The organism is Wolbachia endosymbiont of Dactylopius coccus, from assembly GCF_977011065.1.
The window spans coordinates 609,419-636,069 of sequence record NZ_OZ347065.1 but is presented as its reverse complement, the minus strand read 5'-3'; the positions used below and the strand labels follow the sequence as shown (position 1 = coordinate 636,069).

30 protein-coding genes and 3 pseudogenes are annotated in these 26,651 nt (G+C 35.1%); 19 read left to right on the top strand and 14 right to left on the bottom strand.

Annotated elements, in window-relative coordinates; all coding sequences use genetic code 11:
- Window positions 1-98: 98 nt before the first annotated feature.
- The 4 genes from ACWHVF_RS03545 to ACWHVF_RS03530 form a co-directional block, all read right to left on the bottom strand.
- A complete protein-coding gene (locus ACWHVF_RS03545) occupies window positions 99-629 on the bottom strand; it encodes a phospholipase D family nuclease (RefSeq protein ID WP_064124851.1) in 531 nt (176 codons plus the stop codon).
- Window positions 630-672: 43 nt separating this feature from the next.
- The gene (locus ACWHVF_RS03540; RefSeq protein WP_064124850.1) at window positions 673-2,160 is read right to left on the bottom strand and encodes a UbiD family decarboxylase; all 1,488 of its coding nucleotides are present in this window, start codon (window positions 2,158-2,160) and stop codon (window positions 673-675) included.
- Window positions 2,161-2,255: 95 nt separating this feature from the next.
- Window positions 2,256-3,320, bottom strand: coding sequence for a Fic family protein (locus ACWHVF_RS03535; RefSeq protein WP_447933170.1), 1,065 nt, complete (start codon window positions 3,318-3,320; stop codon window positions 2,256-2,258).
- 16 nt (window positions 3,321-3,336) lie between these two features.
- Window positions 3,337-3,489 carry a hypothetical protein gene (locus tag ACWHVF_RS03530; protein WP_179945552.1) on the bottom strand — a complete coding sequence of 51 codons (153 nt, stop codon included), beginning with the start codon at window positions 3,487-3,489 and terminating at the stop codon, window positions 3,337-3,339.
- Window positions 3,490-3,763: 274 nt separating this feature from the next.
- On the opposite strand from ACWHVF_RS03530, the pseudogene ACWHVF_RS03525 reads away from it, so the two are divergent.
- Together ACWHVF_RS03525 and ACWHVF_RS03520 are read left to right on the top strand one after the other, a co-directional pair.
- Window positions 3,764-4,521, top strand: a pseudogene (locus ACWHVF_RS03525) (DsbA family protein).
- A gap of 216 nt (window positions 4,522-4,737) precedes the next feature.
- On the top strand, window positions 4,738-5,334 hold the full coding sequence (locus ACWHVF_RS03520; RefSeq protein WP_064124848.1) for a TIGR02217 family protein: 597 nt from the start codon (window positions 4,738-4,740) through the stop codon (window positions 5,332-5,334).
- Between the two features lie 130 nt (window positions 5,335-5,464).
- Here ACWHVF_RS03520 and ACWHVF_RS03515 read toward each other — a convergent pair whose 3' ends face one another.
- Complete coding sequence (locus ACWHVF_RS03515; protein WP_064124847.1) at window positions 5,465-6,253, bottom strand: hypothetical protein; 789 nt, start codon at window positions 6,251-6,253, stop codon at window positions 5,465-5,467.
- Window positions 6,254-6,443: 190 nt separating this feature from the next.
- Between ACWHVF_RS03515 and ACWHVF_RS03510 the strand changes: the two genes are divergently transcribed.
- Window positions 6,444-6,731, top strand: coding sequence for a hypothetical protein (locus ACWHVF_RS03510; RefSeq protein ID WP_156488167.1), 288 nt, complete (start codon window positions 6,444-6,446; stop codon window positions 6,729-6,731).
- Window positions 6,732-6,780: 49 nt separating this feature from the next.
- Here ACWHVF_RS03510 and ACWHVF_RS03505 read toward each other — a convergent pair whose 3' ends face one another.
- Together ACWHVF_RS03505 and ACWHVF_RS03500 are read right to left on the bottom strand one after the other, a co-directional pair.
- Entirely contained in the window at window positions 6,781-9,426 is a 2,646-nt protein-coding gene (locus ACWHVF_RS03505) for a 2-oxoglutarate dehydrogenase E1 component (RefSeq protein ID WP_064124846.1), read from the bottom strand.
- Window positions 9,427-9,502: 76 nt separating this feature from the next.
- Complete coding sequence (locus ACWHVF_RS03500) at window positions 9,503-10,594, bottom strand: ankyrin repeat domain-containing protein (protein ID WP_064124845.1); 1,092 nt, start codon at window positions 10,592-10,594, stop codon at window positions 9,503-9,505.
- Between the two features lie 212 nt (window positions 10,595-10,806).
- Here ACWHVF_RS03500 and ACWHVF_RS03495 point away from each other — a divergent pair, with 212 nt between their 5' ends.
- Window positions 10,807-11,559: an IS5 family transposase gene (locus tag ACWHVF_RS03495; protein WP_064124816.1), complete on the top strand. Its 753-nt coding sequence runs from the start codon at window positions 10,807-10,809 to the stop codon at window positions 11,557-11,559.
- Window positions 11,560-11,563: 4 nt separating this feature from the next.
- Window positions 11,564-11,719, top strand: a complete 156-nt coding sequence (locus ACWHVF_RS03490) for a hypothetical protein (RefSeq protein ID WP_156488178.1) — start codon at window positions 11,564-11,566, stop codon at window positions 11,717-11,719.
- 454 nt (window positions 11,720-12,173) lie between these two features.
- Here ACWHVF_RS03490 and mutL read toward each other — a convergent pair whose 3' ends face one another.
- On the bottom strand, window positions 12,174-13,991 hold the full coding sequence (mutL, locus tag ACWHVF_RS03485; RefSeq protein WP_064124922.1) for a DNA mismatch repair endonuclease MutL: 1,818 nt from the start codon (window positions 13,989-13,991) through the stop codon (window positions 12,174-12,176).
- Window positions 13,992-13,998: 7 nt separating this feature from the next.
- Window positions 13,999-14,490 (bottom strand): 5-(carboxyamino)imidazole ribonucleotide mutase, encoded by a 492-nt coding sequence (gene purE / locus ACWHVF_RS03480; RefSeq protein ID WP_179945562.1) that lies wholly within the window; start codon window positions 14,488-14,490, stop codon window positions 13,999-14,001.
- A gap of 434 nt (window positions 14,491-14,924) precedes the next feature.
- Here purE and ACWHVF_RS03475 point away from each other — a divergent pair, with 434 nt between their 5' ends.
- The 10 genes from ACWHVF_RS03475 (at window position 14,925) to ACWHVF_RS03430 (ending at window position 20,950) form a co-directional block, all read left to right on the top strand.
- A complete protein-coding gene (locus ACWHVF_RS03475) occupies window positions 14,925-15,221 on the top strand; it encodes a helix-turn-helix domain-containing protein (RefSeq protein ID WP_010081926.1) in 297 nt (98 codons plus the stop codon).
- Between the two features lie 59 nt (window positions 15,222-15,280).
- Window positions 15,281-15,688: a DNA-directed RNA polymerase subunit omega gene (gene rpoZ, locus ACWHVF_RS03470; protein ID WP_064124920.1), complete on the top strand. Its 408-nt coding sequence runs from the start codon at window positions 15,281-15,283 to the stop codon at window positions 15,686-15,688.
- 28 nt (window positions 15,689-15,716) lie between these two features.
- Entirely contained in the window at window positions 15,717-15,962 is a 246-nt protein-coding gene (locus ACWHVF_RS03465) for a monovalent cation/H+ antiporter complex subunit F (protein WP_082860906.1), read from the top strand.
- Window positions 15,963-15,968: 6 nt separating this feature from the next.
- A complete protein-coding gene (gene mnhG, locus ACWHVF_RS03460) occupies window positions 15,969-16,256 on the top strand; it encodes a monovalent cation/H(+) antiporter subunit G (protein WP_064124919.1) in 288 nt (95 codons plus the stop codon).
- A gap of 1 nt (window position 16,257) precedes the next feature.
- Window positions 16,258-16,785, top strand: coding sequence for a DUF4040 domain-containing protein (locus ACWHVF_RS03455; protein ID WP_064124918.1), 528 nt, complete (start codon window positions 16,258-16,260; stop codon window positions 16,783-16,785).
- Window positions 16,778-17,197 carry a Na(+)/H(+) antiporter subunit B gene (locus ACWHVF_RS03450; RefSeq protein ID WP_064124917.1) on the top strand — a complete coding sequence of 140 codons (420 nt, stop codon included), beginning with the start codon at window positions 16,778-16,780 and terminating at the stop codon, window positions 17,195-17,197. The genes ACWHVF_RS03455 and ACWHVF_RS03450 overlap by 8 nt, the downstream gene beginning before the upstream one ends.
- Window positions 17,194-17,520 (top strand): cation:proton antiporter subunit C, encoded by a 327-nt coding sequence (locus ACWHVF_RS03445; protein WP_064124916.1) that lies wholly within the window; start codon window positions 17,194-17,196, stop codon window positions 17,518-17,520. Before ACWHVF_RS03450 ends, ACWHVF_RS03445 begins: the two co-directional genes overlap by 4 nt.
- A gap of 123 nt (window positions 17,521-17,643) precedes the next feature.
- Entirely contained in the window at window positions 17,644-19,587 is a 1,944-nt protein-coding gene (rpoD, locus tag ACWHVF_RS03440) for an RNA polymerase sigma factor RpoD (protein WP_064124915.1), read from the top strand.
- Window positions 19,588-19,793: 206 nt separating this feature from the next.
- Window positions 19,794-20,774, top strand: coding sequence for an SGNH/GDSL hydrolase family protein (locus tag ACWHVF_RS03435; protein ID WP_064124914.1), 981 nt, complete (start codon window positions 19,794-19,796; stop codon window positions 20,772-20,774).
- Window positions 20,771-20,950, top strand: coding sequence for a hypothetical protein (locus ACWHVF_RS03430; RefSeq protein ID WP_447933169.1), 180 nt, complete (start codon window positions 20,771-20,773; stop codon window positions 20,948-20,950). The genes ACWHVF_RS03435 and ACWHVF_RS03430 overlap by 4 nt, the downstream gene beginning before the upstream one ends.
- A 173-nt stretch (window positions 20,951-21,123) precedes the next feature.
- On the opposite strand, the gene ACWHVF_RS03425 is transcribed toward ACWHVF_RS03430, so the two are convergent.
- Entirely contained in the window at window positions 21,124-22,413 is a 1,290-nt protein-coding gene (locus ACWHVF_RS03425) for a hypothetical protein (protein ID WP_064124913.1), read from the bottom strand.
- Window positions 22,414-22,443: 30 nt separating this feature from the next.
- Here ACWHVF_RS03425 and ACWHVF_RS03420 point away from each other — a divergent pair.
- A pseudogene (locus ACWHVF_RS03420) lies at window positions 22,444-23,089 on the top strand (IS630 family transposase); the annotation flags it as partial.
- Between the two features lie 16 nt (window positions 23,090-23,105).
- On the opposite strand, the gene ACWHVF_RS03415 reads toward ACWHVF_RS03420, so the two are convergent.
- On the bottom strand, window positions 23,106-23,858 hold the full coding sequence (locus ACWHVF_RS03415; protein ID WP_064124816.1) for an IS5 family transposase: 753 nt from the start codon (window positions 23,856-23,858) through the stop codon (window positions 23,106-23,108).
- A gap of 80 nt (window positions 23,859-23,938) precedes the next feature.
- Here ACWHVF_RS03415 and ACWHVF_RS03410 point away from each other — a divergent pair.
- Window positions 23,939-24,310, top strand: a pseudogene (locus ACWHVF_RS03410) (IS630 family transposase); the annotation flags it as partial.
- Here ACWHVF_RS03410 and ACWHVF_RS03405 read toward each other — a convergent pair.
- Together ACWHVF_RS03405 and ACWHVF_RS03400 are read right to left on the bottom strand one after the other, a co-directional pair.
- Window positions 24,267-24,389, bottom strand: a complete 123-nt coding sequence (locus ACWHVF_RS03405; protein ID WP_447933308.1) for a hypothetical protein — start codon at window positions 24,387-24,389, stop codon at window positions 24,267-24,269. The pseudogene ACWHVF_RS03410 and the gene ACWHVF_RS03405 overlap by 44 nt on opposite strands.
- 28 nt (window positions 24,390-24,417) lie before the next feature.
- Window positions 24,418-24,630 (bottom strand): hypothetical protein, encoded by a 213-nt coding sequence (locus ACWHVF_RS03400; RefSeq protein ID WP_064124788.1) that lies wholly within the window; start codon window positions 24,628-24,630, stop codon window positions 24,418-24,420.
- A 155-nt stretch (window positions 24,631-24,785) separates the two neighbouring features.
- Here ACWHVF_RS03400 and ACWHVF_RS03395 point away from each other — a divergent pair, with 155 nt between their 5' ends.
- Window positions 24,786-24,965, top strand: coding sequence for a hypothetical protein (locus tag ACWHVF_RS03395; RefSeq protein ID WP_447933168.1), 180 nt, complete (start codon window positions 24,786-24,788; stop codon window positions 24,963-24,965).
- Here ACWHVF_RS03395 and ACWHVF_RS03390 read toward each other — a convergent pair.
- Window positions 24,896-25,081, bottom strand: coding sequence for a hypothetical protein (locus ACWHVF_RS03390; RefSeq protein WP_447933167.1), 186 nt, complete (start codon window positions 25,079-25,081; stop codon window positions 24,896-24,898). The genes ACWHVF_RS03395 and ACWHVF_RS03390 overlap by 70 nt on opposite strands.
- Before the next feature lie 481 nt (window positions 25,082-25,562).
- Here ACWHVF_RS03390 and ACWHVF_RS03385 point away from each other — a divergent pair.
- A protein-coding gene (locus ACWHVF_RS03385; protein WP_447933057.1) for an IS630 family transposase occupies window positions 25,563-26,574 on the top strand; the annotation gives its coding sequence in 2 pieces (ribosomal slippage) (window positions 25,563-26,024 and window positions 26,026-26,574; 1,011 coding nt in all).
- Window positions 26,575-26,651: the final 77 nt, after the last annotated feature.

The following is a 26,651-nucleotide window of genomic DNA, read 5'->3' as shown; positions in this document are numbered from 1 at the left end:
TTAAACTTTTAGTTCATTATATCATAATCATTATGCCAATCAATCAAAAAAGCTCTCCCTTGCTGTTTTTAAAACCGATTTTGAGCAAGCGCTCTCGATTAGTTGGGAGCGTATTTATAAGATTGTGACATTCGTGCCTCCCAGTTTTTCACATACTGCTGAATCAATTCAGGATAATCTGTAATAATTAATAAATTTTCAGCATTTCCTTTTTTAGCTGTCTTACTCAGGTTAAATGACCCTGTGATGACTTTTTGATTGTCAACAATCATTATCTTATTATGAGCAATCTTTGGCTTATCATCGATCCAAATTGGTACTCCACCTGAAAATAATTCATTTATAACACTATATTTTGAGTAGAGTTGCGATTTATCTAAAATGACTTTAACATCAACACCGCGTTCTTTAGCATTAATCAAAGATTTTGCAACTGTTCCAAGAGTAAATGTATATTCTTGAACTAAGATAGATTTTTTAGACTGATCTATTACGCTGATTATCGGTACAGCACAATCTTCTTCAGGTGAAAAGCAAACCGTAGCTTTTGGGCAGGGCGAAAATATAAAACCCGCATAGTAATACAGAGAAAAACACATTAACAAGAATAAAAAGTGAAAAAGCCTCACAACAACCCACCCCCGGATATACGGCGATAGGCTACATCATAATTTAATCACTTGTCAATCCATATTCTTCCCACTTCTCCGTGATTTTTCTTACTATTTCTTCGCTCATTTCAATTTTCTCTCCCCATTCTCGTTTGGTTTCAGGCGGGATTTTATTTGTTGCATCAAATCCCATCTTACCTCCCAGGCCACTTTCAGGAGAGGCAAAATCCAAATAATCAATTGGGGCATTCTCTATCATGATTGTATCACGCACAGGGTCCATTCTCGTTGATATTGCCCACATTACCTCTTTCCAATCACGTATATTTATATCATCATCAACAACTATAATAAATTTTGTGTATAAAAACTGCTTGAGGAAGGAAAGTATGCCCATAACAATTCTTTTTGCCTGCCCTGGGTAAGACTTTTTTATCGATATCACCGCTATTCTATATGAACAACCCTCTGGTGGCAGATAAAAGTCTACTATCTCTGGAAATTGGTTGATAAGAATCGGCACAAAGATTTCGTTGAGTGCTTCACCAAGAATTGATGGTTCATCTGGTGGCTTGCCAGTGAAAGTGCTGAGATAAATTGGATTTTTGCGCATAGTAATTGCAGTAATGTTAAACTCAGGAAATTGCTCAACAGCATTATAGTAACCGGTGTGGTCTCCGTATGGCCCTTCATCTCGATAGCTATCCAAACTTACATAGCCCTCCAGAACAATCTCCGCATGAGCTGGAACTTGAAGTGGTATAGTTTTACAGTTTACAAGTTCAAGCGGTTTTTTGCGCAGCAGCCCAGCAAATTGGTATTCTGACAATGTTTCTGGCACTGGAGTTACCGCAGCAATAATTGTTGCAGGATCACTACCGATCACAGCAGCAGCAGGAAATTTCATATTTTGTTCCTTCTCTTTCCATCGTTTGTGGTGACCTGCACCACCACGATGTGCAAGCCAGCGCATTAGAGTCGTTTTTTTATCTATAACCTGCATACGATATATTCCAAGATTGAAATTATCTTGTTTGTCTCTCGTGGGGCCTTTTGTTACCACAATCGGCCAGGTGATAAGTGGTGCAGGTTCATTTGGCCAGCATGTTTGAATGGGCAGTAGACTTAGGTCCACTTCATCTTCGGTTAGCACTACCTCTTGACATGGAGCTTTGCTCACGACTTTACTTCGCATCGACAACACAACTTTTAGCAGAGGAAACATCTTCATAGCATCTTTGAGGCTTTTTGGTGGCTCAGGAGATTGCAAAAACGCCAGAAGTTTACCAAGATCTCTTAGTTCACCAGGATTTATGTTCAGCCCTAAAGCTATCCTATCGATAGTGCCAAATAAATTTACCAAAACTGAAATCGAATTTTTGCCGTTTTCTGTGACAACATTGTCAAAAATGATTGCTGGTCCTTTGCTTGACAGAACTCTACGGTGAATTTCTGTCATTTCAAGAACTGTTGAAACTTCCTTTTTAATCCTAATCAGATCTTTTTTTTCTTCTAAAGCAGAGATGAAATCGCGTAAGTTGTTGTACATATTCCAGTTTTTAAAATTTTAAGTTTACATTTAGTTTTCAAGCACTTTATTGAAATTTGACCTATGCACTACTTTCCTGCCTAGCGAGCTTTCAGTTAATTTGAGATCAAATCCTCATATTGCTTACTAAGTTTGTATTTCCTTCCTCTATTGGAAAAATCTACAATCTTGATAAACCCCATTTCCACCCACTTTTTACAAAGTTGCGCACTGGTACGAGGCTTAAAATTAAATAGTTCGCCAACCTGACTAGCTGTAATAGCGGAAAACTCCTGGAAGAGCTCAAGAGCTTTGCGTTGTTTAGGATCAAGCTTACGTATAAGATCAGTCTGATCAGTGTGGTATTCTTCTTCATTTATACGTTGTAAAACGTTCTCAAATGAATTTGCCATACCTTCTACGAAATACTCCACCCACTTAGTGATATCTGCTTCAGCTCGTCCCATGTAATAGTTGTGCGATGGCCCTACACTAATTGCTTCATAATACGCTCCTAGATTCTTGGCATAATATTCTTCCAATGAATAAAGTCCTTTTAGGTCATATCCACCAAGGTGTAAAATTAATGTAGTCAACAATCTTGCAGTACGACCATTACCGTCATAGTAAGGGTGAATTGTTACAAATTGATAATGCGCAATACCTGCAATAATTGGGCAAGGCACTTGCTCACTGTTACGAATCCAATCAATCATACTGCTCATGAGCTTTGGTACATCCTTTGCTTCAGGTGGCATATAAATTATTGCACGTGTACGGCTATCACGAATAACGTTTTGACCATCACGATAAGAGGTTGGCTTCACTTTAGATTTTCCACTTGCCATATGAAGCGTTTGAATGGCTTTCTCAGTAATAGGGATAGTTCTCGCTGCCCATTGTTCAACTTGGGTTAAAGCTGCATAATATCCTTTAACCTCATTTTCATCTCTCCTATATTTTGGAAAGTGGCTTTTACCACTTAAAACCTCTTCAATCTGTTTAGGCTCAAGTCGATTTCCTTCAATCATAGTAGAATAGTGTGTGGTATAAAGCCGTGCGGTTTCACGAAGGGACGAGAGCATCGATACAGTGAGTGGCAAATGTAACACTTTTTCTTTTGCTGCTTCAATCCTCATAAGGCAATTAGCAATTTTAGAAGTAATCGTATAATTTGGCATCGGCATAATATCTGCATTACATTATTTCTATATTATGCTGATAAAATGCAGATAATACAACATTTACACGACGCCGACCATAAACAGCAATAAATTCGGCTGATTGAGAAAGAAATTTGTCTTGTAGAATAGCTATTTCTTTTTCTCTACCAATTATTGGCTCGTTCATATGTTTATTCCGCGGAGTTTATCAAAATTATACACAGCGGAATAAAACAAACAACTTAAATCTATGCTCCGCGCGCCTCTGCTACCAAGTCTTCTGATGAACTTTGTGGTAATGTGCTTGAGTTTCATTGTACGTAAAGTTTGTACTTGCAGCAAAATTGGCTATAAAATACACTTGATACAAATGTTTTTATGTATTAACATTAGATGCTTCTTTTAATATATAGATAAATGTGTACTAAAAGTTTTATGTTGTAGGTTTTTAAATAAATTGTATGTCTAGGGTATCGTTTTTATTAATTTTAATAATAGCAATAGCAAGCTTGCCGATAATAAATAATTGGCTCTCAAATCGCAGCCAAATGCTAAACGATGATTATATAGGTGAGAAATTAGATAATTATATAAGTAGAAATTTTGATAAGATCGTAAAAACTCTCAAAGAGGAGTCGATTAAAAGTAGTTACGCTGCTCGAGATAATGTAACCAAAAGTAAAATTTCACAATACAAGGATCAAATATTTGACCTTACTTATCCTTACTCCGGAAATGAAAATAGTAGTGTTGTAGCTGCAGGCTTCTTTGACTATTCTTGTGGACATTGCAAAGCTATAAAGAATGATATAAAGCAGTTAATTAACGACGGCAAAATTAAGTATATCTTTAGGGATGCTCCAATACTTGGTAACGCTTCTTTAAAGGCAGCAAAAAGTGCTTTAGCTGTTTACTTTATTGATAAAGAAAAATATTTCGATTTTCACCATGCTGCTTTAAGTCACAAAGGAGGATTTTCAGACGAAAGCATATTGGATATAGTGAAAAGCATAGGAATTGATGAGGATGATTTTAATAGTTCCATGAAAAATAATGCAGACAAAATTGAGCAAATGATAAACAACAGTAGGCTTCTAGTAAGAGATTTGGGAGTAGGTGGTACACCTTTTTAATAATTGGAGATAGTCTGTTTGTAGGAGCAACTGATTTGAATGTATTACGCAAAAAAGTAGATGAATTAAGTCACAAGCAAGGCTAGTTACAGTTTGCCATAAAATTTTATTTTTTTTGCTTGACAACTCAAATGAACCTGAGTACAATGTACCGTAGTTGTGGTGTTTAAATTACACTTAAGATACTATTCAATTAGCAAGTTTTCTCTCAAGCACAGACATCAATAATTGTACTTTTTAATCAGGATGACCTGGTGTTATTTAGCTCAAATTACTTTAATTTTACTTTCATAGGAGGACATATGTCATTCACAGAAATTAGATTTCCAGAAAATATATCTTATGGTTCCACTGGAGGACCGGAATTTTCCACTGAAGTTGTAACAACTCATAACGGTTGTGAACAGCGCAACATCAATTGGTCTCATGCACGCACTAGATACAACATAGCTTACGGGGTCAGATCAAACGAGCAGCTAACAGAACTCATAACATTTTTTCATGCACGAAAAGGTAAAGCAATAGGGTTTCGTTTTAAGGACTGGTCGGATTTTATAGCCATCAATCAAGAGATTGGTATAGGAGATAACAAAAAAACGACTTTTCAGCTAATCAAAACTTATGTAAGTGGGGAAGATAAGCATATACGCATGATCAAAAAGCCAGTACATGGGACAGTAAAGATTTATTTAAATGGTAAAGAAGAGAGTGAATATTCAGTAAATTATTCAACGGGAGAAATAACATTTATGGAGCCACCAGTAAAAGATGCGATAATCACTGCGAGCTTCGAATTTGATGTGCCCGTGCGCTTTGATACAGATTACTTAAACGCTTCGATTGATGACTATGGAAGCAATAGCTGGAATAATATCCCCTTGGTGGAAGTGAAATTTTAGTTATAAGCGAGCATAGATCCACATCATAGTAGGGCTAATAGTCACCATCAATTGAAAAAATTAAGCACCACTGAGGCTCTATATTTAAATGAGCCTTAGTATATGCAATTATTTTAAACTTTATCACCAGCTATATACTACAATGTTGCTGAGCTTTGCTAACATTTACACTTGAAGCTTGGGGAGATTCTAACTCAGTGCTTTTTTCTTCCTGCAAAATAGAAAGCTTCAACAACTCCTTTAGAGTTGATTTTGCAAGTGTTGTATCATCTTTGTTTAAGATGTAGTCTAGCATGCCGTTTTTCTGTAAGAGATTAACAAAATATCTATCTCCCTCATTAAGAACCTCTATCTTGTTAATACAAGATAATACTAAATCCGAATTCTTTGTTGCTAAAATTCCATTCAAAAAGATATCTAATTTTGTTTTATCTTCAGTTAAGTCTTCAGCTAACCTATTTCTGATATTCTCATTGTCAAACACAATGTACTCGAGGTACGAGGAAGGCTCAATAAGTATAAAGTCCTCTAAAGGCACTAGTTCTGGATAGGTGCCAGCGTAATCAAGTATGCCACACTCAGTAATACACCCTCCTTTTCTTATAACACAGCAATTGAGACGACCATGATACATTGATAACAAAGAAAAAAGACGTATTATACTTGTACCTCTATCTTTCATTTCCTCGAAAAGCTTCCTATCATTTATTAATTTGTGCAAAATGTAATCCATAGCAGGACCTGATTTGCGGAAACGAAACATATTATTCTTTTCAAAAATGGCCTCAGCTAATTCGATAGACTTTTTATCCTCATCTATGAAAGCTTTTTCATTTCTATTTAGCTGTATGATCTCAGCTTTGCTATTGCTGCGTAGACTAGTTTGCCCTATTAACCTCTCAAATATTTCTGTATTCATATATATCCTATATTAATTAAAGTAAATATTAATGATATTTACTTTTTAAATAAAAATAAATGAAAATTTTAATAAATATTGTAGCTTTTTAATAGAATGAAAGTATCTGTTCAGATGCATGGCTAATGTACAAATATTGAAGCAAAGTGCGTGATACACAACTGTACGAACATTTGTTTGCAAAGGCAGTATGTTAAGTGTTATAGCCGATTTTGCCTCAAACACAAAGGTGTCATCCCAGTCTGGGATCCAGAAAAATTGTAAACAAACGCACTATACAACATTTTCGATCAAAAGCTGGATCCCAGACTGGGATGACACCATTTATTGTAAGCTCACATTTACTCTATGGTCTTGCCGCTATCCTGAACAGATACGAATGAAAGTCTTTTTATATTTGTCTGAGCATCAAAGAGGTTTGATTGGTGTGATACGTTTTCTATCGCGCCTGGCTGCAGTGCCCAGCGTCAAGATCTGATGAACAATGTTCGCTTGCCAGCTTTCGCTTCAATATTTGCACAATTGTACTAGATCCCCTGCATAACTTGCTTTAAAATCTCCTCTTGTTGCTGAGCATGGACACTAGCATAACCACATGCAGGAGATGCAGCAGCGGGTCTTGCAATGCACTTAGGTCTTTTTGCTTGAATATTGAGACTGGATAACACTTCCTCTATCAATGGGTTGACAAAAAACCATCCTCCCATATTTTTTGGTTCTTCTTGACACCATATAATTTCAGCGTTCTCGTATTTCTCAAGTTCGCTACTTAATTTATCGGCAGGAAACGGATAGAATTGTTCTAAACGTATCACTGCTATATCGTTTATTTTTTGTGTTTCAAGCATTTCAATTATATCGTAATAAACTTTACCACTGCATATTACAACTTTACGTATTTTATCATTTGGAACCAAATTTGTTCTATATTCTGGGATTACCGTGAGGAATTTTCCTTCAAAGTCAGATAGGTTAGAAACTGCTCTTTTATGACGCAATAGTGATTTAGGTGTAAACACTACTAAAGGCTTGCGAAAATCTCGATGGATTTGCCTGCGTAAAGCATGAAAATAATTTGCTGGAGTAGAGCAATTAACAACTTGCATGTTATCTTCTGCACAGAGTTGCAAAAACCTCTCTATACGTGCGGAGCTATGCTCAGGTCCTTGCCCTTCATAACCATGAGGCAACAATAAAACTAGACCGCTTGATCGCAACCACTTTGTTTCTGCAGATGCGATAAACTGGTCGATCATGATTTGTGCACCATTTGCAAAATCACCAAATTGTCCTTCCCAGAGCACCAGTGAATACGGAGAATCAAGACTATATCCATATTCAAAGCCCATTACAGCATACTCTGATAAAGCGCTATCTATGACCTCAAAGTGAGCTTGCTTTTCATTTATATTGTTTAGCGGAATAAACGCTTCTTCTGTTACCTGATCAACAAGCCTTGAATGACGGTGCGAGAAAGTCCCACGACCAGAGTCTTGGCCTGACAAACGCACTCCTATTCCTTCTGTAAGCAGTGACGCAAATGCAAGACTTTCGGCAGTTGCCCAGTCTATATTGCTACCAGAATTTATGCTGTCTATTCTTCCATCGAGTATTTTTCTAACCTTATTGTTGATATTAAAACCGCTTGGGATGTTGCTATTTATATGCACACCTAGTTTTTTTAGCTCACTCGGTGAAACACCAGAATTCGTGTAGTATTCGTTCAAATCATTCAGCTTTGCTCTTCTTAGTTTTAACCACACTCCACCGAACCAGTCAGCTTTTTTTGGAGTGTAAGTCACTGATTCAGCAAGACTTTTATCTAATTTTGCCCTGAACTCACTGCGCAATTTATTACCACTTAATACTTTCTCTGCGATCAACTTCTCTTCATACAGTGTTCCTGGAGTTTTATGCTTTGATATCGTCTTATACATAAGTGGCTGAGTGAAATTCGGTTCATCGCCTTCATTATGGCCGTATTTGCGGTAGCATATTATATCAATCACTACGTCCTTTTTGAATTTCTGCCTATATTCCATCGCCAAACTCGCAACAAAACTCACAGCTTCAGGGTTATCTCCATTAACGTGAAACACTGGAGCTTCTATTGATTTTGCTACATCAGTACAGTAAAAAGAGGATCGCGCATAACACGGATTAGCAGTAAAACCAACTTGGTTATTAATAACAATGTGCACAATGCCATCTACCTTATAACCTTCAATATTGCTTAAGGTTAGAGTTTCAGCAACCACTCCTTGGCCGATGAAAGCCGCATCACCATGAATTGATATGCCAAGCACAGATCTTATATTCTGTTTTGCTCTTATTCTTCCAGCCAAAACCGGATTTACCGCTTCAAGGTGAGATGGATTAGGGCATAAACTTAAATGTATTTTTTTACCACCGGCAAGTGCTCGATCAGAGGAGTAACCAAGGTGATATTTAACATCACCAGACACTTCAAGACCACTTGGGTATGCAAGGTTGCCTTGAAATTCAGACAGCATTGCCGCATATTCTTTCCCCATAACTTTGGTTAGAACATTGAGTCGTCCGCGGTGAGCCATGCCAAGAACTATTTCTTCAATACCAAAAGCTGCAGAATCACTAATAACTCTTTCAATTGCAACAATAGCTGCCTCTCCACCTTCGATAGAAAAACGCTTATATCCAGGAAATTTCATATGGAGAAATTGCTCGAACATTTCGGATTCGACCAAGTGCCTCAGTATTTCTTTTTTGTCTTGTGAGCTCAGCGTATAGGTTTGATTTTCGATCTTTTCCTGCAGCCACATTTTCTCTTCATAAGAGGAGATATGCATAAATTCAAAACCGATGTTCTTGCAGTAAATATCTCTATAGATTCCAGCGTCACGTGCTGGAGATAAATTTGAATATTTTTGATAATCTATTTCTTGATTTTCATTTGGTGATAGCGGGTTAAGGTCTGCAAAAAAATGACCGTAGGACCTAAAGAAATTTGCCAAATCAGAAGCCGAATCATCCGTCTTGGTTACATTGCAGGTCTCCGTTTTCTTAACTTCTAAATTACTTGAAAAAATTCTGTTCCAATCTTTCCCGATTGATTTATCGCCCTGCAGATAACGGCTATACATTTCTTCCACAAATTCTGCATTATCACCATAAAGGCAGCTTAAACTCGACATAATCACTATAAAAGGTATCAAATATTATAAGTATAACTTAAGTTTTTTAAAAAAGAACTTTTTTGATCTCTGTAGATTAAGCTAATGCATTACCAGTTTCTTGAGAATTGTCCTCGGCATTTAGCCCAACATTATTTACTACTTTTTCAGTAATAACTTCAGCAAATTCAGGAGAAGGCTCTTTTGTTTTTGCGAAAAACGCTGCCTCTAAAGCCCTATATGTACAGAATAGTATAGCAAACACGCAAATAGGCATTTCATAGTTGCTTAATTTATAAATAGACGAAACGTGGATTATCATACATAAAGTAAAACAAGTGGCAAATAACCCGCAAGTAAAGAGGTAATGACGGTCAACACCACCATATTGCACCATTAATTTTCTAATCTTATTATTGCCATGCAGCATAAATGTACGCTTCAAGATGTTGCTTTCAGTACACTCTATAACTCTAATATCGTCTTCTACTGATGTATTGGGATCCGCACCATATTTTAGCAATAGCTCTGTAATCTTAATGTAATTTTCTTTATCACTATCATTCGTATATGAACAAATAACAGTAAACAGCGGTCTAAAATTGTTCGGTCCGCTTGATAAATTAGGGTTTGCCTTGTATTTTAAGAGTACTTCGACAATACCAGCATGACCCATCGAACATGCTGTCAGCAATGGCGTATAATCCTTTGATAAGTCAGGGTTTGCTTTGTGTTTTAAGAGTAGTGTTACAATATCAGTATAACCCAGCAAACAAGCGATGTATAACGGTGAATCATCAAATATTGTAAAGCTCTTTTCGTTAATATAATCACCAAACTCTTCGCCTTCACCACTTTTAAACCTAGAAAGTAACTTTTCTAAAAAATCCTTTTGCTTATTGAAAATAGCAAGGTGCAAAAGAATTAATAAATCATCGGTAGAACTAACTCTATCTAAATCTTCACCACTAAATGTTATAGCTTCTTTTACATCCTTTCCGGTAAGAAATTTATACGCAGCACCTAATTCTTTAAACTTCTCTTCATTTTGTTTTTGCACATCCTTACTCTCACCTGAATGTTTATCAGGATGATATTCAAGAGCTAATTTTCTATATGCTATTGTAATTTCTCGTTCACTGGGGTTCGCATTTAAGCCTAATATTTTTAAAGCTTCCTTTCTATTCACAATAAATCCCCTACTGAAATATCTTAAGTGAAGTATAACCCAAAATTTCAAAAAGCAAAGCTTTTTATGTTAAACTGCATCCACTGCGCAATCCCATAACTGTACAAACATTGTAATTTATCTCCATCTAGGCTCTGTGGACAAAAAATATGAAGAGGGAGAAAAAAAGTGGTAGTTTAACCAAATGAACATAAAAATGGAGAAACTACCGAATGGAATATTATATAAAAGAAAGAAATTGGAAACAAATTTTAGAATTCATAAAAGGCATAAAAGGAATGCATAGTAAAGACGAAAAACGTTTAAGAATATTCATAGAAGCAGTGTGGTATATGGCGCGAAGTGGTTGCCAATGGCGACTTTTGCCGAAAATCTATGGCAATTACAGAAGTATACACAAACGATTTAAGAGATGGTGCGAAAGGGGTATTTGGAAAAATTTATTGGAGTACACAAAACAAGAGCCAGATTTAGAAGCCGTCATAATCGACGGTACGATCATTAGAGCCCATCCATGTTCGGCTGGATATACAAAAGATTCGAAGGATCAAGAGGCTTTAGGGCGAAGTAAAGGTGGCTTTACGACTAAAATTCATGCACTTGTTGATGCATTGGGAAATCCTTTAAAATTTATACTTACTCCTGGCCAGAGGAATGAAATTACACAAGCTGAAGTATTAACAAAAAATGTCTATAACTCCATTGTAGTAGCTGATAAGGGTTATGACAGCAATGCTTTTGTGGTCAGCCTTGAAAACAGGAAATGTGAAATCGTAATTCCATCAAAAAGGAATCGAAAAGTGCAAAGATACTATGATGAGCATATTTATAAAGAACGTCATTTGATTGAGTGCTTTTTCGGTAAAATTAAAAATTTTAGGCGCATTTTTTCCAGATTTGACAAGACCGCAGAGGTTTACATGGGATTTCTAAATTTTGTTGGAGCTCTCATATGGCTTCTCTAAAATTTTGTCCACAGAGCCTAGGAAAGGGTGTCATCCCAGTGTTCCTTTCTTTGTCATCCAAGTAGCTGACACTGGTTCACTCTATAATGGCAGTGCCCCTATGATGTCATCCCAGTGCTCCTTTCTTGTCATCCCAGTGCTGGGATCTAGTTTTCCATAAATGGTGCATTTTAACATAACTTTTATACTTGATAAAATTCCTGGATTCCAGCATCAAGTGCTGGAATGACACCTCTCTTTGAGCTATAAACATTAAGCAAACGAAAAAAAAGGTAAAAAAATCCCGTGGTGCTGGTTTTGACTCTCTAATACTGTAAATTGGTGCTGTAATAATGTGCTGACGCTTAGTTTAAGCGCGGTTTGGCTGAATGTAGAAAAAATTTAAAAGACATGCAGCCGCTATAATTTTATGTAATCCGCCAAAAAATGCCCTAAGTTTTTTACTGAATTTTGTCATTGAGCCTGCAGGTCAAAAACAAGTTTTGAGTCATAAATACCCTTAATGCCATAATAAGGGGGCTGGCAAAATGTGTCAAGTAAGTTTTGCATTTAATCCGTTTCTATGAGCCACTTGGATGATGGGGAAGGAGCACTTACATATTTATGGCAACCTCTTACCTCCGCTCAAAAAGTTTTTCAATATCACTGAGTTTCATTTCTATATAAGTTGGTCTTCCGTGGTTGCATTGCCCGGAATATGGGGTTTTTTCCATTTGTCTCAGCAGCTCATTCATCTCCTCTAACCTCATTTTTCTACCCGCTCTAATTGATCCATGACAAGCGATAGTGGCCAATATTTTGTTCACTTTATCTTCTACTGGCAATGTATCTTCTATTTCCGTTAATCTATCGACTATATTAATTAGCATCTCTTTTACATCTATTGCTCCCAAAATTGCAGGGATTTCTTTTACTATCACTTTATTTTCTGATTTGATTTCAATATCAAAACCCATTTCAAATAATTTATCTTTATAGATTTCAATCATCTCCATTCCAGCTTGATTTTTGATTTCAACCGTTTCAGGAAGAAGTAGTTTTTGTCTTTTTATACTTGATTTTTGTTTTAGGCATTCATATACTAGTTTTTCGTGGGCTGCATGCTGATCAACTATAATCAATTTGTCTCTTACCTCGGCAATAATGTAAGTATTATAGACCTGACAGCGTGCAAACCCGAGCGGGTGGCTCTCTATCAAATCAACTTGCTCTAACACTTTTTTTTCTAGAACCATAGTCTCCGCTTGTGATGGGAATTTCTGTATGCCGGTATAATCAAACGATTTTGACTGTTCTGATAAGCTTTTTACTCTTTCATTTGGAGAAGCAAATTCTTTTATTAGTTGATTTTCAAAAGGACTTGGCCTTCTTTCATTTTGAACATTAGGTTTATCAAAAGGATCTGGCAATGTTGAATCCATTTTCTGGTCATGCGCTAGAAAGGTGCCTATCCTTCTTGACAATGCTTTAATTAATCCTCTTGTCACTATCTCATATATGAGCTTCTTATTCTGAAATCTTACTTCTGATTTATTTGGATGCACATTTACATCTACTTGATCGTATGGTATTTCTAAGTGCAATGCCGTAAACGGATATCTGTCACTTGGAATAAAATCATGGTACGCATAACGAATCGCGCCAACGAGTAGATTATCCTTGATTGGCCTCCCATTAACAAACGTATAGATCTGAGTTGACTTACCACGGTTGACGGTCGGTTTACAGATGTGTCCTGTAAGTTTAATCCCGTCTTCTTCTTCATTGACCTCCAAAGAATTGCCCTGAAATTCTTCTTCTACTTCACACAATCTATGAAATAACGAAGGCTGCTTAGCGTATTTTAAGAGCTTTTTATTACCTGAAGTGAGAGTAAACCCTATATGATAGTTAATCATTGCTAGGTTATTTACAATATCAACAATGCTTTGAGTTTCTGCTCTTTCGGTTTTTAGAAATTTTAGTCTATTTGGGGTAGCAAAAAACAAATCTCGTACTTCAATATGTGTCCCTTGTGATAAAGAGTAAGGAGTTAGCTCCCCCATCTTTTCTCCACCCTCATAACTTATAGACCATGCTTCACTTGCTCCGCTTGCTTTAGACGATAATTTTATCCTACTTACTGCTGCAATTGAAGGTAAAGCTTCTCCTCTAAAGCCAAGATGCTTGATTTCTATCAACTCACTATCGCTCAATTTTGAAGTAGCATGGCGCATAAACGCAAGTTCTAAATCGTTTTTTTCTACTCCGTTACCATCATCTGTCACAATAATAAGGTTACGCCCACCACTTTCTATTTTGATCTCTATTTCTAAACTTCCAGCATCTATTGCATTTTCCACTAATTCCTTTACTACACTTGCTGGCCTTTCTATCACCTCCCCCGCTGCTATACGGTTTATGGTTTTTGTGTCTAGAAGAATTATTGCCATAGATTTATTATGAAACTGGTTTTTCTTTTACTTCTTTGGTTTGTCTCTCTCTCCAATTTTTTAACCTACCTGCAATTTCACTGTTGGAAATTGACAATATAGATACGGCGGTAATGGCAGCATTATATGCTCCATTTTCTCCTATAGACATGGTTGCAACTGGAACACCCTTTGGCATTTGAACTATAGAGAGTAGACTGTCCAGCCCATTTAATTGTTTACTATGCACAGGAACGCCGATAACTGGTAAACAAGTTAGTGACGCAACCATACCAGGTAAATGAGCTGCACCTCCTGCACCAGCTATAATAACCTTAAAACCTTCTTCTTGTGCAGATTTAGCAAAATTGAAGAGCCTTTCTGGTGTTCTATGTGCAGATATTATGAATATATCATGTGAAACTTCTAATGCTTTTAACATATCAACAGTATGGACCATAGTGGTGTAATCTGACTCACTTCCCATGATAACAGCAACATCTTTTTTTATTTTTGTCATATTCAACACAATTTTACTTACTAACTAAATAATGTTCCAGCTAAAAAGCAACAAATATTTAAGTTATATTATAAATATAATATATAGAATTCTCGTTAAAATAGAAATTTTAAAAATTTAAATAAATATCTATGTGAAGATATAGAGATATAAACTTCTTATGTAAGATAAATTTATAAATAATTATTTTTGTATTTCAAGCTTTGTAATTTTAGCTTGTTCTTTCTGTAAATGATTTTTTCAGATAGGCTGATAGTAGAATGGTAATTTAAAATTACTAGAAATTTGATTGAAATATTAATATACAATCAACTTAAAGTTTTAAATTTGATATCATATAATTATTGACAAGTTATATGATATTAATATCTTGGTATATTAAATATTATATTATAATGTTTAATAAAGTTAATTGATATGTGAGTGTAAGAATTATGGAAATAATATCGTTAAATAACTTAGACAGTGCAGGAATAAAAACAAAGTTGCTTTATATAATAAATAAAATTATAGAAAAAAATGCTTGGACTCAGGCTTTTGCAGCTGAGAAACTTGGTATTGATCAGCCAAAGGTATCGCAAATTAAAAATGGTAAAATAGATGGTTTTTCTTTAGAGCGATTGTTAGGATTTCTAAAAAAACTTGATCATGAAATAACAATCACGATGACAGAAAGCCAAGAAATAAAATCTGAGGCAGAAAAAGTGAAACATGAAGTTGAATCGCAATAGATACAAGTTGACAACTTGTTTTTTGTGATATAGTATAAAACTTATTAAGGTAGTATCTTATGGCTGAATCTATTGTAGAAGAGTGTACAGAACAGGTAAGTAACCGTTTCAAATTGGTTCTGTTGGCAAGTCAAAGAACACATGATTTAAATACAGGAGCAAGTAATCCAGTTCAAACAGCTCAGTTTAAAGACCATAAAAATATCATAGTTTCCTTACATGAAATAGCAGAAAAACAGGTGGATACTCATGAGCTATTTAACCTTTTGGTAGGTAGATGCAAGGAGTACATGAAAGGAAATATGAATAATGTTTACAGCAGTAATACAAGTAAGCTAGCGAATTTATTAAATTTTTCTGATAACACAGATCTTGATGCAAGTCAAGAAAGCCAAGATTATGAAGTGGATGGTGAAATAGATGATGAAATAAATGATCAAGATGGCGATGAAGAAGTATCCGTTTAGAAATCTACTGAAGTTACATAGTCTTTAAATGCTTCACATTGCTATCTATACACTGTTGTTCTGTATGAGTATAATGTTGTGCCGCATAGTGTCTAAGTCAAGTGATGTGTACAATAAGGTTTTAGCGTTCAATAATTTCTCAACGCAAGTAGTTGTACTCATAACAGCAATATCAATCATTCTGAATAATTTTTTTTTAATTGATATAGCATTGTTGTATGCTAGCGTTAGCTTTATATCAACTATAGCACTAATGAGATTAATGTTGTTTTAATAATTTATGATAGGATCCATTTTCATATTTTTAGGTATTTGTTTGATAATTATTTCAAATATAGGGGTGATCAGATTTCCTGATTTCTATACTAGATTACATGCAGCAGGTATTACAGATTCTAGCGGTACAACATTGTTATTAATTGGTTTTGCTCTGCAGAATGAATTTTCAATCAATACTATTAAAATAATATTATTAATTCTTATAATATGGGCAGCTAACTCAACTAATAGCTATATTTTAGCGCGCACTTATTATAAAGTTAAGAAAAAAACTGTTAAAGAAGGTTAAGGTGTTAGAAATATTAAATGTAGTGCTACTTTTGTTGTTACTAACAGTTACGGTTTTTATAGTCTTCTCGCGACATTTAGTCGTAAGTGCTGTTCTAATGTGTGTATTTAGTTCACTTATTGCGCTTATATACTTAATTATGAATGCACCTGATGTTGCAATTACTGAAGCTTCTGTTGGTGCGGGGCTCAGTACGATTTTTAAGTTTGCAGCACTCTCCTTGATAAAGAATCATAAAGTAAATCTATCTCATAACCCTATAACGCTTTTTTTCATGTTATTTCTGGCTGTATGTTTGTCATATTTTATGATTCAATTGCCAGATTTTGGCAGCCACAATGCTCCGATCCACTTGCATGTTGCTCCTTATTATGTGGAAAATACCGAAAAAGCTACCGGTATTCCTAACATAGTGACAGCTGTTTTGGCAAGCTTTCGTGGTTATGACACGTTTGGAGAAACTATAGTAGTTTTTACTGCTGCGCTTTGTATAACGTTGATATTAAAAGAAGAAAAAGAAAATGATTAAAGATCCGATATTAAATGCAGTAACATTTTTGATGATACCTTTTATCATTTTATTTGGTTTATACATACAATTTCACGGTGATTATACTCCTGGTGGAGGTTTTCAAGCAGGAATAATTATTGCCTCCGGGATAATATTATATTCAATGCTATTTGGTGTATCTACAACTCTAAAAGCAATACCTTATTCTGTGATTAGATTGACTAACGTGTTAGGTATTTTAATTTATGGAGGAACGGGCGTTGCAACAACTTTACTTGGCCAAAATTTTTTATCCTATGATATCTTGTCAGCCAATAATAGAACCGGTCAAAAATTAGGTATTTTTTTGGTGGAATTAGGTGTAACATTTACTGTCTGCTCCTCTATGTTAATTATATATATGAATTTTGCTCGTAGGAAAAAACAATGACTTTATATAATTATACGATTATTATTGTATTAATGGTACTAGGTTTATATATTATTGTAAACGATAAAAATTTAATCAAGAAAATGATAGGGGTAAGCGTCTTCCAAGCATCTGTTTTGTTGTTTTACATATCTCTAGGATATATAAAAAGTTCTTTGCCTCCTATATTGGTTTCAAATTTTTATTCATATAGCAATCCTATACCTCATGTTTTAATGCTTACTGCTATAGTGGTTGGAATTGCAACATTTTCAGTTGGATTGTCCATAGCAGTAAAAATGGAAGAAAAGTATGGAACAATTGATCAAGACAAGTGTACATAAATTAACAGTATCTTAAACTATATGAAGTAACAAATAGCCACAAGTTAAAAGTAAAATTATAGACTTGCTCGTTGTAAGTTTATTTGTTAATGAGAAATAAAATTATAAACTATAAAGGTAATGATGTCAACTATTAATGATGCAGAAGATAAGAAAAAAATTATCAAAGATCTGGTAACTAAGAGTATAAAAAAAGGTGGTTTTGTCACCTTTGATGATATAAATGATAAATTATCAGATGAAAATTTTTCGTCTGATTTTATAGATGATGCTATATCTTTATTGCAGGATTCCGGGATTAATGTGCTTGAAAGTAGCGAAGATGAAGAAGATATTCCTTCCAACAGTGATGATAGTAAACTTGATGATGATGACACATTGCCAAATGTTACTGCAACTTTAGTACAAAATGATGATCCAGTGAGGATTTATTTACAAGACATGAGCTCTGTAAAGCTTTTGTCAAGGGCAGATGAAATCGAGATAGCAAAAAAAATTGAATCTGAAAAGCATAACATGTTACGTGCAATAATTGAAACATCAGTAACATTAAAGGTGATAAAAGTATGGCGTGATGATTTAAGTAGTGGAGCTCTCTTACTGAGAGAAATTATAGATCTGGATGCAATTTATAACTCTGACTTTAATGTGGTACCCAAAGAAGAGAGTGAAGAAAGTGCTGAAGATGTTGAGGATTCTGAGGATGTTTCTGAAGATGCTGAGTACTGTAGTGATGATGAGAAAGATAGTAAAAAAAGTGATGATGAGAAAGACGGTGATAATGAAGATGTAAATTCAGCGAATTTAAATGTTTCTATTCTTGAAATGGAAAGTAACTTGTTGCCAAAGGTCATAGTTGCATTGGATGAGATAATTACTTTAACAAGTGAAGCATTGGTATTAAGAAAAAATTCTAAAGATTCCTCTGATGAACTAGAGAATTTATATAGTCAAATATGGTCTATAGCATTACAAATTAAGTTAAGTGATGCTGCTGTTGCCAGAATTACACAAGAACTTTATAAGATAAATAGATCCATCACGCTTGAAGAGGCTAATCTTATTGCTGAGGCTAGAAAATACGATATCGATAGAGAAAGTTTCTATAAAGTTTATGATGACGTGCTTTTAAAGCACGAATTGAAAAAGATAAGTCTTTTTAAGGCCAATGAAAATCAGTCCTCTTTTACAGGTGAATTAAAAAACAAATTTTTAAGGTTTATAGACGATAACTCTGAACATATAGCTAATACTTTGAACGGTATTAAGCAGCATATACAGGAAGATAACGTGCAAGAATTTAAGGAGCTAATCAGGAGAATACAAAAACATGAACGAGAAGTCTCTGAAGCAAAGCAAGAGATGATTAAGGCTAACTTAAGGCTAGTAGTTTCCATTGCTAAGAAGTATTCAAAAAGAGGCCTTGATCTGCTTGATTTGATACAAGAAGGCAATATTGGTCTTATGAAGGCCGTGGATAAGTTTGATTACAAACGTGGATATAAATTTTCAACTTATGGCACTTGGTGGGTAAGACAATCAATCACTAGGGCAATACCTGAGCAGTCTAAGGTAGTTAGAATACCAGTGCATATGGTAGAAATTATCAGTAAAATCAACAGAGCATTAAGAAAAATGACTCATGAGATGGGAAGAGAGCCGACGTTAGAGGAATTAAGTGTAGAACTGACAATGCCACTGGAAAGAATACGCAAAGTTATGAAAATAGCAAGGGACCCAGTAAGTCTTGAAGCTCCAACAGGAAAGGATGATAGTAGTACCTTCGGTGATTGTATAGAAGATAAGCGAGTCTCCAGACCAGAGGATGCTGCAATACTTGCTGACTTGCGTGGCATTACAACCAATGTTCTTGCAACTTTAACACCAAAGGAAGAAAGAATTCTAAGAATGCGTTTTGGCCTTGGTAAAGATGGGAAGGAGCATACCTTAGAAGAAGTAGGAAAAATTTTTAATGTAACACGTGAGAGAATTAGGCAAATAGAGGCAAAAGCACTGCGCAAGTTGAAACATCCAAGCCGCGCTAGAAAACTTAGAGGGTTCTTTTAAGTATACGTGTCAAGTTAAGAAGAAGCTGATTTTGCCTGGAAAAAGTGGAGAAAAAGTCAGAGCGTTTTTAAAATAAAACGTTTTTTCAAAAAGGTATGATATGAAGGAAATGCACAATAAAGTTTAAAATGGGGTTGTAAAAAAGTTGCACTGCTATTTTTTTTTATGAATCTAATGAAACAGCATGCTAATCTACGGTAAATATTATGACAAACAAAAATGACAATTCTAATTCAAAGTATAGAAATTTTTATGTTCTGGGTGATAGTTTATCCGATAATGGCGCAATCATTGGAATTTTAAATAACTTATCCTTTGCAAAAAGCGTAAAGTTTGATGACCCTTTTTATCAAGGAGGATCTTTTAGCAATGGCCCTACTGCTGTTGAATATGTAGCAAAATATTTAGATTTAGACGAATTTAAACCTGGGTGGAGTTATTCATTTTTTGGTAGATGCCACGAACAGCAAGGTCAAAACTATGCGGTTTCATGTGCAACAGCATCTGAAATTTTTGGCCCTGTTTTTTCTTATTTCTTCAATAAATTTCGTTTAGCTAACCAGCTAGATGCGGTAATTAAACATCATCCAGGTATAGGTAAAGAAGATTTATTTTGCATCATAATCGGCGGAAATGATATTATGGTTGCCACTGCTTATGACGATACTAAAGCTGAAGAAGTGTTGGAACAAGCAGTGAGTGAAATATGTAATGCACTTAAGGTTCTAAATGAACATGGTGTTAAGCATGTAGTTGTTGCAAACGCACCTGAAGTTGGCTTAATACCAGCTTTTAATAGAGATGAAGAAGCAAGGGAACTAGCTACAAAGCTCACGGAGAGTTTCAATGCAAAACTGGCTAAAGGCTTAGATTATATGAAGAAAAGTACAAATCTTGAAATAAAAGCATTTGATCTTAACTCTAAAATGAGAAGTATGTTTAGCGAATACAAGAGCAAAGGTTTTAATTGTCAAGATGCATGCACATCGAACATTGCAGACCAAGTTGGGAGATTTAAAGAAAATATAAAAATACTCTTAAAGTTTATATTTAAAGGGGAACTTGACGTTCACTATAACCCTGGGTGTAGCAAAGAAACACTAAAGGATTATTTCTTTTTTGATTATTTCCATCCAACTGCGGAACTTCATCATGAAGTTGGTAATGAAGTGTATGAGTTGATTTGACAAAGTTTTTTGAACATTCCCTAGATCCCAGTGTCCCTATGATGTCATCCCAGTGCTTGACACTGGGAACCAGAAAAGTTTGCTTGTTCACAAGCAAACTAGCACAGAAAGTGATTACAACATTTTCGATGAGATTATATGGAAAACTGGATCCCAGTGTCTGGGCACTGGGATGACATCGTTTACTATGTGCCATATTGCAATGTTCGTACAGCTGTGAGTCATGCACTTTGCTTCAATATTTGTACATTAGCTACTCCTCTGAACAGACACAGTCAGTTTAGCTATAATTTCCTAAGTTTGCTCACAATCTCTTGACTTGACACATATGTTTTTTTCCCAAATGTTACTATCTTCCTCCTTTTCCTTTCTCAATTTGTGCAACCATTTCCTTAACACTTACTTGTGTGGAAGGAGGATTTTTGCTGACATGAGATTTTGGATCAGATTTTGCTGTTATGTGTTTCGTTGCAGATCTTTTATTCTCTGTTAGAAATGAATGAGATTGTTTTTTCTTCATACCGATATCCGCTTGTGCTGCTGGGGTAGTTTTGCTTTCAGCAAGCCGTACATTAGCATTTCCTTTTGCTTGATTTTGCTCAAATTTTTCTTTTAATGCCTTTACTTTACTGCCCATCTCGCGATTAGCTCCTCCTTTCATAGTAGCTGCTGCTACTTTTGGTATTGCCTTACCAGCAGCTTTTTGTGCTGATTTCCTATTGTCTTGATTTTTAGATTTTAGTGGTACTCTTTCAGCTGATTTTTTAAGAATTACTTCTACTACTTTTGGCTCTGTGCTTACTTTTTGATCAGCACGGCTTAGATTTTTAGGCTTTGGCGGTACTGCAGGTTTATCTTTGACTACCACTTTCGATTCTTGTCTAATTTCTTGACCAGTAGTAAACATTTTTTTTGGCACTTGCGGTGCTCTTGGTGGTTTTGGTAGTACGAGGGATTGAGGTTGTTGTTTCTGCTTACGTTTTCTTTTTGCTTCTATATGTTCTTTAGAAACTGTTGCATAAATTGGCTCTTCTTTGGACGATTTTGAACTCTGCGAATTTTCCATTAAAATTTTACTCTTCTTCTCTTGATAATTTGATATGTCTTCATATTCATGCTCTTCGTTTAATGAACTTCCATAGCCTAAATCTTCTCTCTGCTCATATAAAGGATTTTCCTTTTGCTTTTTCTCTTGATAATTTGATATGTCTTCATATTCATGCTCTTCGTTTAATGAACTTCCATAGCCTGAATCTCCTGCTTGTAGATCATATAAAGGATTTTCTTCTTGCTTTGATGCTGTTCTATCCTCTAAGTTCACTCCATACAATCTATGTTCCTCCTGATTTTTTTTACTTTGCTCTAAATCTGAAATTTTCTTTAAAACATTTAGGTATTCGAATGTTATTTTTTCAGCAAGACTGGGCAATTTATCATTAGCAAAATTTCTTATATCGTTATCCTGAATTGAAGCATTTTTTCCCAAGATTTTATTAAATGTTACCTTGAATATTCCCAAAAAACCTGATGACTTTTTGTTCACCGGTTCTATATAATTATTCAAGTCACTACATATAACAAACTTATACCAATTCCCATTACACGGCAAACAGATAGACAATAATAGAAGACAAGCCATAATGAAATAAGTGAAATAGTCGAGGTATAAATGGCACTAAGATCAAAATTATTGGATGAAGAAGTAGTAAAATCAGCAAAAAAAATGCTGAAGAAAGTAAGGAACAATGCATATGTTGCAAAAAAACTAAATGCTGTAATTGCAGCAAAAAAGCATAGTATAACGGCTGTAGCAAAAATATATTGCATTTCAAGAAGCGCACTAACTTCGTGGATAAAACTCTTGAAATTAGGCAGAGAAGAAAAATTGTTTGCTCCTCCACAACGGCGTAGAAAAACTAAATTAAATCAGGCTCAACTACAGCAAGTTGAAGCATGGGTAGGAGAAAATCCTAATATTACCATTAAAGAAATGAGAATAAGAATCCAGGAAAAGTTCGGCTTAAATATTAGCAAATCTACAGTACACCGCTATATGCAAAAGATGAAATTCTCTTATATTACACCAAGACCAGTACACAATGTACAAGATAAAAGAAAACAAGAGGAATTCAAAAAAAAATCTCAACGAAGTTATTGGCAAGTATCCTGAAAAAGAGCTGTTTTTCTTCGATGAATCGCGGTTTGGCACACATTCAAAGACCGGGCATGGATGGTTTAAAAAAGGCGTCAGAACAAAAGTTAAGGTAAAATTAGGTAGGGAAAATTTTTATCTCTACAGTGCAGTTAATCCTAGGCTCTGTGGACAAAATTTTAGAGAAGCCATATGAGAGCTCCAACAAAATTTAGAAATCCCATGTAAACCTCTGCGGTCTTGTCAAATCTGGAAAAAATGCGCCTAAAATTTTTAATTTTACCGAAAAAGCACTCAATCAAATGACGTTCTTTATAAATATGCTCATCATAGTATCTTTGCACTTTTCGATTCCTTTTTGATGGAATTACGATTTCACATTTCCTGTTTTCAAGGCTGACCACAAAAGCATTGCTGTCATAACCCTTATCAGCTACTACAATGGAGTTATAGACATTTTTTGTTAATACTTCAGCTTGTGTAATTTCATTCCTCTGGCCAGGAGTAAGTATAAATTTTAAAGGATTTCCCAATGCATCAACAAGTGCATGAATTTTAGTCGTAAAGCCACCTTTACTTCGCCCTAAAGCCTCTTGATCCTTCGAATCTTTTGTATATCCAGCCGAACATGGATGGGCTCTAATGATCGTACCGTCGATTATGACGGCTTCTAAATCTGGCTCTTGTTTTGTGTACTCCAATAAATTTTTCCAAATACCCCTTTCGCACCATCTCTTAAATCGTTTGTGTATACTTCTGTAATTGCCATAGATTTTCGGCAAAAGTCGCCATTGGCAACCACTTCGCGCCATATACCACACTGCTTCTATGAATATTCTTAAACGTTTTTCGTCTTTACTATGCATTCCTTTTATGCCTTTTATGAATTCTAAAATTTGTTTCCAATTTCTTTCTTTTATATAATATTCCATTCGGTAGTTTCTCCATTTTTATGTTCATTTGGTTAAACTACCACTTTTTTTCTCCCTCTTCATATTTTTTGTCCACAGAGCCTAGAAATGGGGAGAATTCTAGCTTGTTTGCACCGAATGTCAACACTGATTGTATGAATATATTTCTTGAGCAAATGTCTCAATATTTGGGACCACGAGAAGCCTTTCTTGTTATGGATTGTGCTAGTTGGCATAAGTCGAAAAGTTTAAAGGTACCTAAAAATATTGAGATTATATACCTACCACCATACTCACCTGAACTCAATCCAGTTGAGAGGCTTTGGTTGTATGTAAAACAGAACATTTTGCGCAATAAAATATACGATACTATTGCTTTGCTTGAGAGTGCTTTGTGTAAATTTATTACTTCTCTTACCTACTCCACAATTAAACAACTCTGCTATGTATCCTATTTGAATGACCAACAATGAGAATTGGTATTACTTTCTTCAGCATTTCTTTTGCTGATTCTACTACTTTTTCATCCAATAATTTTGATCTTAATGCCATTTATACCTCAACTATTTTACTTACTTCATTATGGCTTTTCTTCCATTGTTGTCCATCTGTTTGCCGTGTAATGGGAATTGGTATTAGCTACATCTTCTGCCTTATCTGTAAAACTCTCTAATGTCTGGGATAAATCTCTCACTGTTTTATTATATTGTTCACCAATATTTTTCAGCTTTATAGCTTCTATCAAGGAGTCGAGATTTTTTTTATAGTTCTCACTTTTAAATGGATCATTCATACTAATTACAGCTTATTATTTATTAAAATATAGATCTAAAATATTAAGATCTAGTAAATATTACTTTTGTAATTCATGTAGAACTATAGCTATAATAAGTAATACGTCATACCGCCGCGGTATCTCTTAGCCGCTAACACATAGCGGAATTACGATTGTCAGGCCAGCGCCCCTATGATGTCATCCCAGTGCCCAGACTACTTGGATCCAGGAAAAAGAATGGTGTCATCCGAGTAGCCCCTTTTTTGTCATCCCAGTGCCCTGACTACTTGGATCCAGGAAACTTAGTTGCAAGTAATGCATTGGGTTTGGTGAGTATGGATTTTGCGTTATAGAATGAAGCACTTTTGGTGAATTTATAAAGAAAGCTGGATCCCAGTGTCAAGCACTGGGATGACACCCTAGTAGAAATCGTTTTTGTAATTGCAACATTCGTGCAATCTTTAGCCATAAATATTTAAGAAATTTACTAAGTGGAAAAAAAGGCAAAGAAACCCTAGGGTAGCTAGTATTCAAATTCTCCCTTGTCTATTTGACGTCTTTTGCTGTCTTAAACGCTTTATAAGCGCGTTTCGGCTTGTATAGGTAGAAACCTAAAAGTTTTATAAAGACATGAGGTGCACATAGTGCAAAAAATTAAGCATGATTTACGCCAAATACATTAAGTTTTTTTGTCATTAATCCACTGCAGAGATTGCGAAGATAAATAAATAGCTTCAGTTTCATGATAAGGGGGCTGGTGGAGTTTGTAAAGTAAGTTTTATGGCCTAGCGTCACGCGTTGGAATGACAATTTCGATTATTTCATACATTGACTTCGGTAAATCCAAATTATATTAGCTACATCTAATACCAATTCCCATTACACGGCAAACAGATAGACAATAATAGAAGACAAGCCATAATGAAATAAGTGAAATAGTCGAGGTATAAATGGCACTAAGATCAAAATTATTGGATGAAGAAGTAGTAAAATCAGCAAAAAAAATGCTGAAGAAAGTAAGGAACAATGCATATGTTGCAAAAAAACTAAATGCTGTAATTGCAGCAAAAAAGCATAGTATAACGGCTGTAGCAAAAATATATTGCATTTCAAGAAGCGCACTAACTTCGTGGATAAAACTCTTGAAATTAGGCAGAGAAGAAAAATTGTTTGCTCCTCCACAACGGCGTAGAAAAACTAAATTAAATCAGGCTCAACTACAGCAAGTTGAAGCATGGGTAGGAGAAAATCCTAATATTACCATTAAAGAAATGAGAATAAGAATCCAGGAAAAGTTCGGCTTAAATATTAGCAAATCTACAGTACACCGCTATATGCAAAAGATGAAATTCTCTTATATTACACCAAGACCAGTACACAATGTACAAGATAAAAGAAAACAAGAGGAATTCAAAAAAAAATCTCAACGAAGTTATTGGCAAGTATTCTGAAAAAGAGCTGTTTTTCTTCGATGAATCGCGGTTTGGCACACATTCAAAGACCGGGCATGGATGGTTTAAAAAAGGCGTCAGAACAAAAGTTAAGGTAAAATTAGGTAGGGAAAATTTTTATCTCTACAGTGCAGTTAATCCTAGAAATGGGGAGAATTCTAGCTTGTTTGCACCGAATGTCAACACTGATTGTATGAATATATTTCTTGAGCAAATGTCTCAATATTTGGGACCACGAGAAGCCTTTCTTGTTATGGATTGTGCTAGTTGGCATAAGTCGAAAAGTTTAAAGGTACCTAAAAATATTGAGATTATATACCTACCACCATACTCACCTGAACTCAATCCAGTTGAGAGGCTTTGGTTGTATGTAAAACAGAACATTTTGCGCAATAAAATATACGATACTATTGCTTTGCTTGAGAGTGCTTTGTGTAAATTTATTACTTCTCTTACCTACTCCACAATTAAACAACTCTGCTATGTATCCTATTTGAATGACCAACAATGAGAATTGGTATAACGAATTTTACACTTGCTAAGATTGCGCTATTTGAGTATCTTTAACTGAAAGAAGTTATTTTTTAT